This window comes from Pseudomonas lundensis, from assembly GCF_002269125.1.
Lineage (GTDB): Bacteria > Pseudomonadota > Gammaproteobacteria > Pseudomonadales > Pseudomonadaceae > Aquipseudomonas > Aquipseudomonas lundensis_A.
Genome location: NZ_NQKI01000005.1, coordinates 100,736 through 114,829 on the forward strand (window position 1 = coordinate 100,736; position 14,094 = coordinate 114,829).

The 14,094-nt window shown below is 57.2% G+C and carries 13 protein-coding genes; 3 read left to right on the plus strand and 10 right to left on the minus strand.

The annotated features are described in order from the left end of the window. Positions 1–7 precede the first annotated feature (7 nt). Positions 8–550: a YaeQ family protein gene (locus CJF39_RS05195; RefSeq protein ID WP_094988811.1), complete on the minus strand. Its 543-nt coding sequence runs from the start codon at positions 548–550 to the stop codon at positions 8–10. A 134-nt stretch (positions 551–684) separates the two neighbouring features. On the opposite strand from CJF39_RS05195, the gene CJF39_RS05200 reads away from it, so the two are divergent. Beyond that, on the plus strand, positions 685–1,884 hold the full coding sequence (locus CJF39_RS05200) for a CaiB/BaiF CoA transferase family protein (RefSeq protein WP_094992468.1): 1,200 nt from the start codon (positions 685–687) through the stop codon (positions 1,882–1,884). Between the two features lie 49 nt (positions 1,885–1,933). Further along, positions 1,934–2,818 (plus strand): TIGR02285 family protein, encoded by an 885-nt coding sequence (locus tag CJF39_RS05205; protein ID WP_094992469.1) that lies wholly within the window; start codon positions 1,934–1,936, stop codon positions 2,816–2,818. A 173-nt stretch (positions 2,819–2,991) separates the two neighbouring features. Here CJF39_RS05205 and CJF39_RS05210 read toward each other — a convergent pair whose 3' ends face one another. The 6 genes from CJF39_RS05210 to xerD form a co-directional block, all read right to left on the minus strand. Beyond that, the gene (locus CJF39_RS05210) at positions 2,992–3,399 is read right to left on the minus strand and encodes a response regulator (protein ID WP_094992470.1); all 408 of its coding nucleotides are present in this window, start codon (positions 3,397–3,399) and stop codon (positions 2,992–2,994) included. A gap of 143 nt (positions 3,400–3,542) precedes the next feature. Then, entirely contained in the window at positions 3,543–5,642 is a 2,100-nt protein-coding gene (locus CJF39_RS05215) for a transporter substrate-binding domain-containing protein (protein WP_094992471.1), read from the minus strand. Positions 5,643–5,761: 119 nt separating this feature from the next. Next, a complete protein-coding gene (gene thrC / locus CJF39_RS05220) occupies positions 5,762–7,171 on the minus strand; it encodes a threonine synthase (protein WP_094992472.1) in 1,410 nt (469 codons plus the stop codon). Positions 7,172–7,275: 104 nt separating this feature from the next. After that, the gene (locus tag CJF39_RS05225; protein WP_094992473.1) at positions 7,276–8,580 is read right to left on the minus strand and encodes a homoserine dehydrogenase; all 1,305 of its coding nucleotides are present in this window, start codon (positions 8,578–8,580) and stop codon (positions 7,276–7,278) included. A 136-nt stretch (positions 8,581–8,716) separates the two neighbouring features. After that, a complete protein-coding gene (locus CJF39_RS05230; protein ID WP_094992474.1) occupies positions 8,717–9,448 on the minus strand; it encodes a DsbC family protein in 732 nt (243 codons plus the stop codon). A gap of 146 nt (positions 9,449–9,594) precedes the next feature. Continuing rightward, entirely contained in the window at positions 9,595–10,491 is an 897-nt protein-coding gene (gene xerD, locus CJF39_RS05235) for a site-specific tyrosine recombinase XerD (protein ID WP_094992475.1), read from the minus strand. Positions 10,492–10,623: 132 nt separating this feature from the next. On the opposite strand from xerD, the gene CJF39_RS05240 reads away from it, so the two are divergent. Next, positions 10,624–12,420 carry a cation:proton antiporter gene (locus CJF39_RS05240; RefSeq protein WP_094992476.1) on the plus strand — a complete coding sequence of 599 codons (1,797 nt, stop codon included), beginning with the start codon at positions 10,624–10,626 and terminating at the stop codon, positions 12,418–12,420. 13 nt (positions 12,421–12,433) lie between these two features. Here the strand turns inward: CJF39_RS05240 and CJF39_RS05245 are convergent, their stop codons facing one another. The 3 genes from CJF39_RS05245 to trmD all read right to left on the minus strand — a co-directional run bounded on the left by CJF39_RS05245 (position 12,434) and on the right by trmD (position 14,092). Then, on the minus strand, positions 12,434–12,847 hold the full coding sequence (locus CJF39_RS05245; protein ID WP_047277358.1) for an acyl-CoA thioesterase: 414 nt from the start codon (positions 12,845–12,847) through the stop codon (positions 12,434–12,436). A gap of 96 nt (positions 12,848–12,943) precedes the next feature. Beyond that, complete coding sequence (gene rplS / locus CJF39_RS05250) at positions 12,944–13,294, minus strand: 50S ribosomal protein L19 (protein ID WP_003440273.1); 351 nt, start codon at positions 13,292–13,294, stop codon at positions 12,944–12,946. A 45-nt stretch (positions 13,295–13,339) separates the two neighbouring features. Beyond that, complete coding sequence (gene trmD, locus CJF39_RS05255; RefSeq protein WP_094992477.1) at positions 13,340–14,092, minus strand: tRNA (guanosine(37)-N1)-methyltransferase TrmD; 753 nt, start codon at positions 14,090–14,092, stop codon at positions 13,340–13,342. Positions 14,093–14,094 lie beyond the last annotated feature (2 nt).

A 14,094-nucleotide genomic window follows, 5' to 3' on the forward strand; every position in this document is an offset into this window, starting at 1 on the left:
GCGAGGATTAACCGCGCTCGCCGGTCAACCACTGCAATTGCACTTCGTGCTGGCCGCGATCATCGGTCACGAATATCGTGCCTTCGCTGATCATCACGTCCCACTTGATGACCCGGGGCATGTCTTTGGCCAAGGTTTCGAGGACGTCTTGCGGCACGGCCGCCACGTTGACGTTTTTCAGGTTTTTGATCGCCGGGATCACTTTGCCTTCCCAGACGCGCAGGCTGCCGTAGGCCAGCAAACTGGTGCGTTCTGTGCGGCGCGAACACCAGGTCAGGCGCTCGGCGTCAGGCTGGCCGACTTCGATCCAGTGCAAAACACGGTCATCCAGGCTTTTTTCCCACAGCGCCGGTTCGTCTACATCAGACAGGCCGCGGCCGAAGGACAGTTGTTCGTTGTACCAGAAGGCATATGCCAGCAAACGCACGGTCATGCGCTCTTCGGTTTCCGAAGGGTGACGGGCGATGGTCTGTTTTACGCTCTCATACACACCGCGATCCAGATCGGTGAGGTTGAGTTCAAACTTATAAGTCGTGGACGGCTGGGCCATGAACGGGCTTCTTGATACGGAGAAAGGCGGCAAGTCTACCCGATACGCCAAGGATCAACGAACTCTGCGGCTTCTTGCGCGCCCGCTCCTATGTTAAAAGGCTGTACTCGCACGCTCCCGGACAAGGATTACTCATGCCCCTCGCTGCCAAACCCCTTTCGGGCCTTAAGGTTGTCGAACTCGGAACGCTGATCGCCGGGCCGTTTGCTTCACGTATTTGCGCCGAATTCGGGGCGCAGGTGATTAAGGTCGAATCCCCGGATGGGGGCGATCCCTTGCGCAAGTGGCGCAAGCTGTACGAGGGCACGTCGCTGTGGTGGTTCGTGCAGGCGCGCAACAAAAAATCCCTGACGCTCAACCTCAAGCACCCCGAAGGCATTCAGGTGCTCAAGGCGTTGCTGGCCGACGCGGATATCCTGATCGAAAACTTCCGACCCGGTGTGCTCGAGAAGCTTGGGCTGGGGTGGGACGTGTTGCATGCCTTGAATCCCAAGTTGGTCATGGTCCGCCTGTCGGGCTTTGGCCAGACCGGGCCGATGAAGGATCAGCCAGGGTTTGGCGCCGTGGGGGAGTCGATGGGCGGGTTGCGTTACATCACCGGCTTCGAAGACCGGCCGCCCGTGCGCACCGGCATTTCCATTGGAGACTCGATTGCCGCGCTGTGGGGCGTGATCGGTGCATTGATGGCCTTGAGGCACCGCGAGGTGAATGGCGGCCAGGGCCAAGTGGTGGATGTGGCGTTGTATGAAGCCATTTTCGCGATGATGGAAAGCATGGTCCCCGAATTCGATGTGTTCGGTTTTATTCGCGAACGCACGGGAAATATCATGCCCGGTATCACACCTTCTTCGATCCATACCAGCCTGGACGGCAAGCACGTTCAGATTGGCGCCAACGGCGATGCCATTTTCAAACGGTTTATGCAGCTGATTGGCCGTGACGATTTGGCAAACGACCCGCTGTTGGCCAGCAATGACGGGCGCGACGCGCGACGCGATGAGCTGTACGGCGTGATTGATCGTTGGGTGGCCTCGCTGCCGCTGGAGGCGGTGCTTGAGCAATTGAATACGGCGCAGGTGCCGGCCAGCCGTATTTTCTCGGCGCAAGACATGTTCAGCGACCCGCAGTTTCTGGCGCGGGAAATGTTTTTGAGTGCCAAGCTGCCCGACGGCAAGGACTTTAAAATGCCAGGCATTGTGCCCAAGCTCTCCGACACACCCGGATCGGCTGAGTGGGTGGGGCCTGAGTTGGGTGCCCATAACAACGAAGTGCTCGGTGCGCTGGGCTACGACGCCTCGGCCATTGCGGCACTGAAACACAACGGCGCCATTTAGCAGAGGGGTTCATCTCCCTTTTCAAACGCAGTAGAAGGAACACCGCACCATGACGATTCGCTCACGGCGGCCATGCCGTTGGGCTCAACTCATTCCGTGGGCGCTGCTGGGCTGGGCGTGCATGAGTTCAGGGGCCGAAAAACTCACGTGGCTGATGCGCGACTTGCCCCCGCTAACCGTCTTTGAGGGCCCGCAAAAAGGTCAGGGGGTGATTGATCAACTCATGCCCTTCCTGATCGCCAACCTGCCTGAATACGAACATGTGGTGGTGCAGGTCAATCGGGCCCGCGCCATGCAAATGCTGCAAGACCCGACCCTGACGTGCGACCCGGCGCTGGTGTGGAATCCGGCACGTGCGCGTTCAATCGCCTACTCAGCGCCGGTCATGGGCTTACACAGTAACGGGCTGGTAATCCGCAGCAGCGATCAGCCGAAGATCGCGCCTTATGTCACCGATCACGCCGTGGACCTCAAGCGCATGCTCAATGCCCAAGGCATGCGGCTGGGGGTGGTGGCCAAGCGCAGTTATGGCATGTGGATCGATGAACAACTGGCGCACAGCGAAGACCGCCAGGTGTTTGTTCACCACGGCAATGATGCGCTGGGCAGTCTCTTGCAAATGCAGCATGCAGGCCGACTGGAAGGTGTTTTGGGGTATTGGCCCGAGATTCAGTCCAAGTCCCGGCAACAAGGTTTGCCGTATGAGACGCTGCTGTTCTATCGGATTTTGGGCGCGCCCGCTTATCAGCCGATTTATATCGGTTGCTCCGACACCCCTGCCGGCCACGAAGCGTTGGTCCGGATTAACCGGGCATTGGCAACGTTGGGGCCGGACGCCTTGCGCGAGGCAGAAGCTCGGTGGCAAGAGCCCGGCCAGCCAGACGACTACTTGAATGGACAAACAGCCCCGCCTAAACGTCCGCTCTCGCGCTGACAAATTTTGCTCAAAAAAAACCCCGAGCAGTGGGGAGTCAACTCGGGGTTTAACAGGATCATGTGATCCGCTCGACAGGCTTCAGGCATCGGAGCAAAACGCTTGATCCCGTCGATGAAAAATCTGACAAGCCAGTAGGAAAAAAGGTTCCCTGGTGCAGCAATCATATTTGCTCAGTGGGCCAAAGCGTTGAAACACGGAACCTGATAAGCCTGCAACAACTGGTTCAAGCGACTCAATGTGACGGGTTTGGCCAGGCAACCTAGCACCTTAAGGCCTTGACTGCGTGCCAGATGCGCGGCCGTTTCAACCACCTGCGGCGCAGCACTGGATTGAATGATCAGTGCCGAAGCATTTCGGTGCTCCGCCAGTTCACGGATCAACTCAAGCCCGGAGAGGTTGTCCAGGTAAAGGTCGCAAATGGCGATATCGATAGCACCGCGCACAGCGAGGGAATGACGTGCTGCTTCCAGGCTTGAAGCCGTGAGCACATCAAAGATGCGGCATGCGTTCAACATTTGATGGATGGCCATCAACTGAAACGGATTGTCTTCAAGGATCAGTACTTTCAGATTTTGCATCATCAGCCTTTACAGCAGCGGAACGATTTCTCGAATGGAGCGCACTGTAGAAGGCTCGAACTGAACAAAACATAAGACAAATCTTGAATTTCGGTAAGAAAACCCTACGCAGCACTACATCTTCGGGCCCGTAGACAATTGCCTCAAGGTAGATCCCACTTTCTGAATTCCGCCCCATCAAACCACCCCCCCACCAGCCCTTCCAACTGCCCGGTGGAAGAATAAAAGGGAACAGTCCACTGATAAATCTCAGTACTGCAGGCCTTGAATACCAGTACGCGTTTTTTATAAAAGGGCTTTCGGCTTCGAATAACGCTCAATAACTCTTGATGTAACTGCTCAGCCAACGGCGGCGGATAAAGATTAACTTCAAGACTGGTTAACCCTTGAATCCGCTCCAGCTTGACGGACAAACGCTCTTCATAACTGCGGTTGCAGGTGACCAGCTCACCTTTTACGCCGACGACAAAAATGGGGCTGGGTATACCGTCCAGGTAGCGGCGCTGGAAATGGATGCCTTCTCGTAACTGTGCTTCGCGCGCTTGCCCGAGCCTAATTTGTTTATGCAGGCGCCTATTGCATAAAAACAGCACCAGGCCTGCCACCAGCAAAGCGGTCACTGGCACATACAACCAGGGTGAGTGATAAAAAGAGCCCTCGACGAACGGCGCTTTACCCACCCCGCCCAGCCACTTGCTTCTCAACGTCCGGATTTCCGTCATGGTCATGGCTTCCAGCGCCTTGTTCACAATGCTCAAGAGCTCGGGGTGCTTTACATGCACTGAAAACGTATCAGCCGACCAGCGACCATCAACGGTGCGGCCCACCTTGAGGCGGCCCGGCGGATAGAGGTACGCCTGTGTCTCGCTTTGAATCGTTGCATCTGCCTCGCCTTTTTCCACCAGGCTCCTGGCCTGATCGAAACTGGCAACCGTGCGTATTTCAACCTCCGGATGCTCGCGCCTGATCATGGCTTCAAGGGCATGCCTGGCGGGCAGTGCCAAAACTTTGCCGGACAGCTGTTCCAGCGAGCCCAGCCGGGAATCATGGGTGCGAACGATAAACACCCACGGCGCCCCGCCGTAGGAGTACGTGAAGTTGAGAAACGCCTTGCGCTCCGGACTGATCGATAACGTGGCATTCATCTGCCCTTGACCGCTCTTGAGCAGGCTCAACGTTTGAGCGGTCGAAAACGACTCTTCATGAACGAATTGCAGACCGGTCATGCGTGAAATGCGCGCGAGGATATCAATGCTCAAGCCTTCCCACTCACCCACGGCGTTCTTGAAGGTGTAAAGCGGAAATTGCTGGCTTACCACCGTGACCACCGGGTTGGCCTTGATCCATTCACGCTCATTGGGGAGCAAATCTATATGTTGCTGGGCAATGCTTCCCTCTAACCCGTGGGTCCAGCGTGAAAGGATAAGCTCCGAGAGGGTGTCATCCACGCTGTCGAGTACCTGATTGATCAGGTACGTTAATTGACGGTCTGCAAGACGGGTAGCAAAGGCGAACCCCGAGACCGGTATGGCGCTGTCATCGATGATGCGCAATCTTGAAAAAGGGCGGATGCTCTTGAAGGCCTGAACAATGATTTCATTACCGATGAAAGCATCGATATCCCCTTCTATCAGTGCCTCCATGGCACTGTGCATATTGGGCGTGATGATGATTTCGCTGTCTGGATAGAACGCGTGGGCGGCTTGAATATCGATGTAACCGTCCACGAAGCCGATCTTTTTGCCGGCCCATTCAACGATGGATTCAGATTCCGAATCACGCCCGACAATGACTGGCTGATCAACCATGTAATGCTGCGAGAACTCGATGCCCTCGATCCCTCGCTCAAACCCACTGGCGCTGGTCAATACATCAATCTTGCCCGCCAGCAGTTCGGCGACAGCCTGATCGCGCTTGCGGTAGCCAAGCACCTCGACCTCAGCCCCTAACTTGTCCCGAATAATGCTCAGATAATCGGCGCTGATACCTTGATAACGATTTCGGTCGTTGGTTATATCGATGGGTTCGTAATCATCGATCGTGATCCCCACGCGAAGCTTCCCGTGCTCTTGCAGCCAACGCTTTTCTTCGCTGTCCAGACGCAACGGCTTGAAACTGGCAAAGCTTGGGGGCAGCTTGAAGGGTAATCCGTGTGCGGCATCGACCGTCTGCATAAAACTCAGCAACCCGATAACCAGCACGGCGTAGATCCATGATTCAAATGCCTGAAGAGTACGTGACATGGCAGCTTCCTTGACCGACAACTCGCCAGCCTTGGAGGGCGAGAACGGCGCAAGTTTGCCACGCAGAAACAAAAAAGCCCGTCAGGCGACGGGCTTCAATGTATGTAGGACAAGACCTTTTACAAGGCTTTACCCCGGTTGCCATGCTGGCTGACAAAGGCTTGAACGGCTTTGAGATCGTTTGCCAGAACGGTGTAACGCTCTTCTCGCGCAAACAAATCAGAAAGATGCGCTGGGAGTTGCAATGCCTTTCCTACGCCTGCCTTCTCAACCGCCTCAGGGAACTTCACCGGGTGAGCCGTGCCCAGAATCACCATGGGGATGTCCAGGCTGCGGCGGCATTCACGTGCTGCCTTCACGCCAATGGCCGTGTGCGGGTCCAGCACTTCGCCGGTTTCTGCGAACACCTGGGCGATCGTTTCACAGGTCTGGGTGTCATCAACGGCCAACGAATCAAACAGGCGGCGGGCTTCGGTCCAGCGATCGTCTTCAACGCTGAAGTGGCCGGTTTGCTTGAACGTGTCCATCAGCTCGGCAACCAGCGCACCGTTACGCCCGTGCAGGTCGAACAACAAGCGTTCGAAGTTCGAGGACACCATGATGTCCATCGACGGCGACAGGGTCGCGTGCAGGGTTTCTTTGGCGTACTGGTTGCCGCTCATGAAGCGGTGCAGGATGTCATTGCGGTTGGTGGCAACAATCAACTGATTGATCGGCAGCCCCATGTTGCGCGCCAGGTAACCGGCGAAGATGTCGCCGAAGTTGCCCGTGGGCACCGAGAACGACACGGAACGGTGTGGCCCGCCCAGTTGCAAGGCCGCGTGGAAGTAGTAAACGATCTGGGCCATGATCCGCGCCCAGTTGATCGAATTCACGGCAACCAGACGCGTGCCCTTCAGGAAACCCTGGTCCGCGAAGCTGGCCTTGACCATTTCCTGGCAGTCGTCGAAGTTGCCTTCGATGGCCAGGTTATGGATGTTGTCACCAAACAGCGTGGTCATCTGGCGACGCTGCACTTCAGACACCCGGTTATTGGGGTGCAGAATAAAAATGTCCACGTTTTCGCAGTGCTTGCAGCCTTCAATCGCCGCCGAACCGGTGTCACCGGAGGTGGCGCCGACAATCACCACCCGCTCACCGCGCTTTTCGAGCACGTAGTCGAGCAAGCGACCCAGCAGTTGCAGGGCGAAATCCTTGAATGCCAGCGTCGGGCCGTGGAACAGCTCCAGCACCCATTCATTGCCATTGAGCTGACGCAAAGGCGCGACGGCCGCGTGGGAGAACACGCCGTAGGTTTCTTCGAGAATCTTTTTGAAATCGGCATCCGGGATGCTGCCTGTCACAAACGGACGCATCACGCGAAATGCCAGCTCGTGGTAAGGCAGGCCGGCCCACGAGGCGATTTCTTCCTGGGTAAAGCGTGGCAGGTTTTCCGGCACGTACAGGCCGCCATCACTGGCCAGACCGGCCAGCAGGACATCTTCAAAATTCAGGGCCGGTGCCTGGCCGCGGGTACTGATATAGCGCATTAGGGCGAACCTTCAAGGTGAGCGGCAAGCCGTGGCGTCATGGCCCCCGTCAACGCCGGATGGCGCGTTAGCGGGGGCAAGCGCCTACAGCCTGCCGCTGGTCATTAATTTAGATGTTCCACGCGGATGCGGACCACTGAACCGACTACGCCTTGCAACGCTTCCAGCGCGGTGATGGCGTCGTTCATGTGCTGCTCAAGCACGCGATGGGTCAACAGAATCATGGGCACCAGGCCGTCATGCTCTTCGACTTCTTTCTGCATGATCGATTCGATGTTGATGCCGCGCTCGGACAGGATGCTGGCCACTTGCGCCAGAACGCCGGGATGGTCCTTGGCCTGAATGCGCAAGTAGTACGCGCTTTCGCAGGCTTCGATCGGCAGAATCGGATGATCAGACAGCAAGTCTGGCTGAAAGGCCAGGTGCGGCACACGGTTCTCGGGGTCGGAGGTCATGGCACGTACCACGTCGACCAGATCTGCCACGACCGAGGAAGCGGTTGGCTCCATGCCGGCGCCAGCACCGTAGAACAAGGTCGAACCTGCGGCGTCACCGTTGACCATCACGGCGTTCATTACGCCGTTGACATTGGCAATCAGGCGGTCGGCCGGGATCAGAGTTGGGTGAACCCGCAGCTCAATGCCGCTGGCCGTGCTGCGGGCAACGCCTAGGTGCTTGATGCGGTAGCCCAATGCTTCGGCGTAGTTCACGTCAGCGGTTGTCAGCTTGGTGATGCCCTCGGTGTAGGCTTTGTCGAATTGCAGCGGAATACCGAACGCGATAGACGCCAGAATTGTCAGCTTATGGGCAGCGTCAATGCCTTCAACGTCGAAGGTCGGATCGGCTTCGGCATAACCCAGCGCTTGCGCTTCTGCCAGAACGTCTTCGAAGGTCCGGCCTTTCTCGCGCATCTCGGTGAGGATGAAGTTGCCCGTGCCATTAATGATGCCAGCCACCCAGTTGATGCGGTTTGCAGACAAGCCTTCGCGGATTGCCTTGATGACCGGAATGCCGCCCGCGACCGCCGCTTCGAACGCAACAATCACGCCCTTCTCCTGGGCTTTGGCGAAAATTTCGTTGCCATGAACGGCAATCAGCGCCTTGTTGGCCGTGACCACATGCTTGCCGTTTTCAATGGCTTTGAGCACCAGCTCGCGGGCAACGGTGTAACCGCCGATCAACTCGATCACGATGTCGATTTCAGGGTTGGTTGCAACAGCGAATACATCGTTGGTAATGGGGGTACCGGTAATGTCGCACTGAGTGTTTGGCGTACGCATCGCAATTTGCGCAACCTGGATGCCACGCCCGGCACGGCGGGCAATCTCCTCGGCGTTACGCTTAAGTACGTTGAAGGTGCCGCCACCGACGGTCCCTAGTCCACAGATGCCTACTTTGACCGGATTCACGCTGAACTCCCCATAAAACGGCCGACGCTGGGTCGGCCGTGGAAAACAACCGTGGTCTGCCACGGTTCTCTATTAATGGACGGGTCATTGAACGACCCGCCCATGCTCGTCAAAGGCTTACTGTGACGAGGCAGGATTATTTAACACTGAGTGCCAGCTTGCCAACCTGTGCAGCCGGCTGATACCCCGGAATGACCTGGCCATCGGCCAAAACGATTGCCGGTGTACCGTTCACGCCAATGGACTGACCCAGTGCGAACTGCTTGGACACGGGGTTGGCGCACTTGGGCGCATCAACCGTTTTGCCATTGGTCATTTTGTCCATGGCGCTTTTCTTGTCCTTTGAGCACCAGACCGCTTGCAACTGTTGATCACCGGCCGAGCCCAAACCCTGACGCGGGAACGCTACATAGCGCACTTCAATGCCCATTTTGTTCAGCTCAGGCACTTCTTCGTGCAGCTTGTGGCAGTACGGGCAGGTGGTGTCGGTAAACACCGTGATGTGCGATTTGGTTTCGCCTACCGCCGGGTACACAACGGTTTCTGCTGCAGGAATCCCGTTGATCAGCTTGGCGACGCTGACGCGCTCGGCCTTTTCGGTCAGGTTGACCGGCTTGCCGTCTTTGAGCTGAAACATGTAGCCCTGCACGATGAACTGGCCGTCAGCGCTGGCATACAGCACACGGCTGCCTTTGAGCTTGACTTCGTACAGGCCCGCCATCGGGCTGGCACTGATGCTTTCGACCGGAACGTCCAGTTGCAGCGTTTCAAGGCTTTTACGAATGGCTTGCTCGGCGCCGGTATCGGCAAACGAAAAGGTACTGACCAACGCAATGGCTGCGGCGGCAAAGATCTGGGTCACGCGCATGAGAACTCCTGAAGGCGGACAAAACGGCCGAATGTGAATACCCCGGGGTAAAAAGGGGTGTAGCGGCTCGTTTTCTAAACCGGCAAAGCCTACCACAGTTGGCCCGCAAGGCCGACTGTGGCTGATGCAAGGCCTGAGACGGTACTTCATCCACGCGGATGGTGTTTGGCGTGCAAGTCTTGCAAGCGGGCGCGGGCCACATGGGTGTAGATCTGGGTGGTCGAGAGGTCGCTGTGCCCAAGCAGCATTTGCACCACCCGCAAGTCCGCCCCGTGATTGAGCAAATGGGTTGCGAAGGCGTGGCGCAGCGTATGCGGCGACAGTGATTTGTCGATACCGGCTACTTTGGCCTGGTGCTTGATGCGGTGCCAAAAGGTCTGGCGGGTCATTTGCTCCCCGCGCTGACTGGGGAACAGCACATCACTGGGACGGCCGCTCAAGAGTTCATGCCGGGCGTCACGCAGGTAGCGTTCAACCCACACAATCGCCTCTTCTCCCATGGGCACCAGCCGCTCTTTACTGCCCTTGCCCATGACCCTCAGCACACCCTGGCGCAAGTTGACCTGCTCCAGCGTCAGGCTGATCAACTCGGTGACCCGCAACCCGCAGGCATACAAGACCTCCAACATGGCGCGATCGCGCTGGCCGATGGCTTCGCTCAGGTCAGGGGCGGCCAGCAACGCTTCGACATCGGCCTCGGACAAGGATTTGGGCAAGGGTCGACCCAGTTGAGGCATATCGACTTGCAGCGTCGGGTCCACCGCAATCACTCTTTCGCGCAGCAAGTAACGATAGAACCCACGCGCTCCTGACAGAAACCGCGCCGTAGAACGCGGTTTGTAGTGTTGATCGAGGCGCCAGGCCAGATGGTCGAGTAGCAACTCGCGCCCAGCGTTGGGCAATCCGATCCCGCGCTCCTGTAACCAGCCATTGAAGAGCGCCAAATCACTGCGGTACGCGTCACGGGTGTTGTCAGACAGGCCTTTTTCCAGCCACAAGGCATCCAGAAAACGGTCAATAAGCGGGTCATCTATAGCTGGCATTGGCGCTCGAAACGCGCAGGCATCGAGCCGCGCATAAATAAATAGTGAACAGTGAAAGTGGCCACTAGTCTTTCATAGCCGGCTCGCCGCATAAACAGAAAGCATCTATCACACACCCCCAAGGGACGCTTTATGAATGAACAACAGATCCTTCTGGCGTTTGGGGGCATCGGAATCGCTGCGCTGGGCTGCCAATGGCTGGCCTGGCGCCTGAAACTGCCGGCCATCCTGTTCTTGTTGCTAACAGGCATCGTGCTTGGACCGGTACTGGGTTGGCTAGACCCGCAAACACTGTTTGGCCCGCTGCTGATGCCGCTGGTGTCGTTGTCGGTGGCCTTGATCCTGTTTGAGGGAAGCCTGACGCTGCACCTGTCCGAATGGCGTGAAATTGGCACGGTTGTCCGTCGTCTCGTCACCTTGGGAGCACTGTCGACCTGGGCCGTCATTACCGTGGCCACTCATTGGCTACTGGGTTTTGACTGGCTACTGGCATTGTTGTTCGGCACCCTGACGCTGGTCACCGGGCCGACGGTCATCGTACCGATGCTGCGCGTGGTGCGGCCCAAGGCGTCGATTGCCAATATTTTGCGCTGGGAAGGGATTGTCATTGACCCGATTGGTGCCTTGCTCGCCGTGGTGGTCTATAGCTTCATCATTGCCCGCGCTTCGGGCGATGGCTTGAGCCACAGCTTGCTGACATTTGGCGGCGTGATTGTGTGCGGCAGCCTGTTCGGGATCGTGGGCGGCTGGGTATCAGGGCACGTGTTACGCAAGCAATGGCTGCCCGAATACTTGCAAAGCCTTGCCACATTGGCGACCGTGCTGGCCGTGTTCATTGCCTCCAATCAGGTCATGCATGAGTCCGGTCTGCTGGCCGTCACGCTGATGGGCATGTGGATGGCCAATATGAAAGGTGTGGATGTGCGCAACATTCTGCACTTCAAGGAAAACCTCAGCGTTTTCCTGATCTCAGGCCTGTTCATTCTGCTCGCCGCGCGCCTTGACCTGCACGCCATGATTGGCTTGGGCCCGGCAGTGCTGGTCTTGCTGCTGGTCATTCAATTTATTGCACGCCCGCTGAATGTGCTGCTCTCGACATGTGGCTCAAAACTGAACTGGCGTGAGCGCACCCTCCTCGCCTGGATTGCACCGCGTGGCATTGTGGCCGCTGCGGTATCGGCCATTTTTGCCATCCGCCTGGACGAAGCCGGTCACCAAGGGGCACTGTTACTGGTGCCTCTGACCTTCGCAGTCATCATCGGCACTGTCATCGTGCAAAGCGCTACAGCCCGACCGCTCGCACGCTTGCTCAAGGTGGCCGAGCCACCTCCCAGCGGTTTTTTGATTGTCGGCGCCAACGGCCCGGCCCGCGTGATAGGCAAAGCCTTGCAGCAATTGGGCAGTCGGGTGCTGCTGACGGATTCGAGTTGGGAGAACATTCGCGCGGCCCGCATGGAAAACCTGCCGACTTACTTCGGTAACCCGGCGTCAGAGCATGCCGAATCGCACCTGGATCTGGTCGGGTTAGGGCACCTGCTCGGGCTGTCCCCTTCCGGCGAACTCAATGCGCTGGCCGCCATGCGTTTTCGTCATGAGTTCGGGCCGCATCGCCTGTTTGCACTGGCCAACAGCCAGGAGAGCCGTCGCTCGGATAAACACCGGGCCAGCCATCAACACCGGGGGCGGGCGCTCGGGGATCATGCGCTGACGTACAGTCAATTGCTGAGTGAACTCAATCAGGGCGCGCAGATGTACAGCACACACCTCACAGACGCGTTCACCTGGGAAGACTATCAGGCGCTGCACGGGGAACGTGCAAACCTACTGTTTGCCCGGGACACATCAGGCTGGATACACGTGATCACGCCGCAAAGCGACGTGATCCCCGAGGCTGGCTGGACATTACTGGCATTGATCAGGCCCGCGTAACGGGCGCCAGTTATTACTGGGCAAAGCCCGGCAGCACGGGCACAGGGCGCTTGTCGTCGTCGATGGCCACAAAGCTGAACAAGCCCTGGATCGCGAGTTCACGCCCGTCGCTGCTCATACTCTCAACGTACACCTGCACCTCTACTTTAAGGCTGGTGTTGCCCACTTTCACCACGCGCCCCACCAACTCAACGATTGAGCCCGCTGCGATCGGGTGATTGAAATTGATGGGGTCAGTGGACACCGTCACCAGTGGCAGGCGACAGAAACGGGTCGCGGCAATGAACGACACCTCATCCATCCAGGCCAGTGCAGTGCCGCCAAACAGCGTGTTGTGGTGATTGGTGGTCGAAGGGAATACGGCTTTTGTGATGCGGGTGACTGACAGTTCTGTACGACGTTGAATCTCTTGCTCACGCGGAGTCATGCTTTTTACTACCTACAACTGGACAAAGGTCTGACAAATTTCAGGCAACAAAAAAGCAGCCCGAAGGCTGCTTTTTTCTGCATCAGGAAGCTGGACTTAAGCCAGTTTTTCCTTGATGCGAGCTGCTTTACCGGACAGGTCACGCAGGTAGTACAGCTTGGCTTTACGAACGTCACCGCGACGCTTCACAGCCATGCTGTCGATTTGCGGGCTGTAGGTCTGGAAAGTACGCTCTACGCCAACACCGTTGGAGATTTTACGAACAGTGAAAGCACTGTTCACGCCACGGTTACGCTTGGCAATCACTACACCTTCGAAAGCTTGCAGACGCGAACGATCGCCTTCCTTCACTTTCACCTGAACGACGATGGTGTCGCCCGGGGCAAAAGGAGGGATCTCTTTAGTCATCTGCTCTGCTTCGAGTGCAAGGATGATTTTGTTAGTCATGCTGTGCTCCTAAGGTAGATCGTCGGATCTACCATCGATACGTTGTTAACTATCGTCCCGCGCGAGGATGTATTCCTCGAGCAGCTTCTTCTCTTCTCCAGAAAGCGAGCGGCTTTCCAGAAGATCGGCGCGTCGTTCGTAGGTCCGCCCAAGGGACTGCTGCAAACGCCAACGCCGGATGTGTGCATGATTGCCACTAAGCAATACGTCGGGAACACGCTGATCCGCATACACCTCCGGTCGGGTGTAGTGCGGGCAATCAAGCAGACCATCCGTAAAGGAATCTTCCTCGGCGGAGTCCGCATGCCCTAAAGCTCCAGGCAGCAGTCGTGTAACCGCATCAATCAGAACCATTGCCGGCAGCTCGCCGCCAGACAATACATAGTCGCCAATCGACCACTCTTCATCGACATAAGCGTCTATAAAACGCTCGTCAATGCCTTCATAACGACCTGCAATGAGGATTAATGCTTCCTCATTCGCCAGTTCGCGTACCGCCGACTGATTCAGTTGACGGCCTTGGGGCGACAGATAAATTACCTTCGCCGCCTCTCCGGCTGCGTTTCTGGCCTGAACCAGCGCATCTTCCAGAGGCTTGATCTTCATCACCATGCCCGGACCACCGCCAAATGGGCGATCGTCCACAGTGTGATGCCGGTCCGTTGTGTAGTCTCGCGGATTCCAACAGGTGAGCTGCAAGAGCCCTTGTTTCACCGCGCGACTGGTGATGCCGTAGTCGCTGATGGCGGAAAACATTTCGGGAAACAAACTGATCACTTCTACGCGCAATTTAGCCACGC

Coding starts and splice junctions, on each gene's coding strand:
- xerD (WP_094992475.1), bottom strand. CDS start 10,491: ATGCCAGCTATAGATGACCCGCTTATTGACCGTTTTCTGGATGCCTTG.
- CJF39_RS05205 (WP_094992469.1), top strand. CDS start 1,934: ATGACGATTCGCTCACGGCGGCCATGCCGTTGGGCTCAACTCATTCCG.
- CJF39_RS05215 (WP_094992471.1), bottom strand. CDS start 5,642: ATGTCACGTACTCTTCAGGCATTTGAATCATGGATCTACGCCGTGCTG.
- rplS (WP_003440273.1), bottom strand. CDS start 13,294: ATGACTAACAAAATCATCCTTGCACTCGAAGCAGAGCAGATGACTAAA.
- thrC (WP_094992472.1), bottom strand. CDS start 7,171: ATGCGCTATATCAGTACCCGCGGCCAGGCACCGGCCCTGAATTTTGAA.
- CJF39_RS05230 (WP_094992474.1), bottom strand. CDS start 9,448: ATGCGCGTGACCCAGATCTTTGCCGCCGCAGCCATTGCGTTGGTCAGT.
- CJF39_RS05245 (WP_047277358.1), bottom strand. CDS start 12,847: ATGACTCCGCGTGAGCAAGAGATTCAACGTCGTACAGAACTGTCAGTC.
- CJF39_RS05195 (WP_094988811.1), bottom strand. CDS start 550: ATGGCCCAGCCGTCCACGACTTATAAGTTTGAACTCAACCTCACCGAT.
- CJF39_RS05200 (WP_094992468.1), top strand. CDS start 685: ATGCCCCTCGCTGCCAAACCCCTTTCGGGCCTTAAGGTTGTCGAACTC.
- CJF39_RS05210 (WP_094992470.1), bottom strand. CDS start 3,399: ATGCAAAATCTGAAAGTACTGATCCTTGAAGACAATCCGTTTCAGTTG.
- CJF39_RS05240 (WP_094992476.1), top strand. CDS start 10,624: ATGAATGAACAACAGATCCTTCTGGCGTTTGGGGGCATCGGAATCGCT.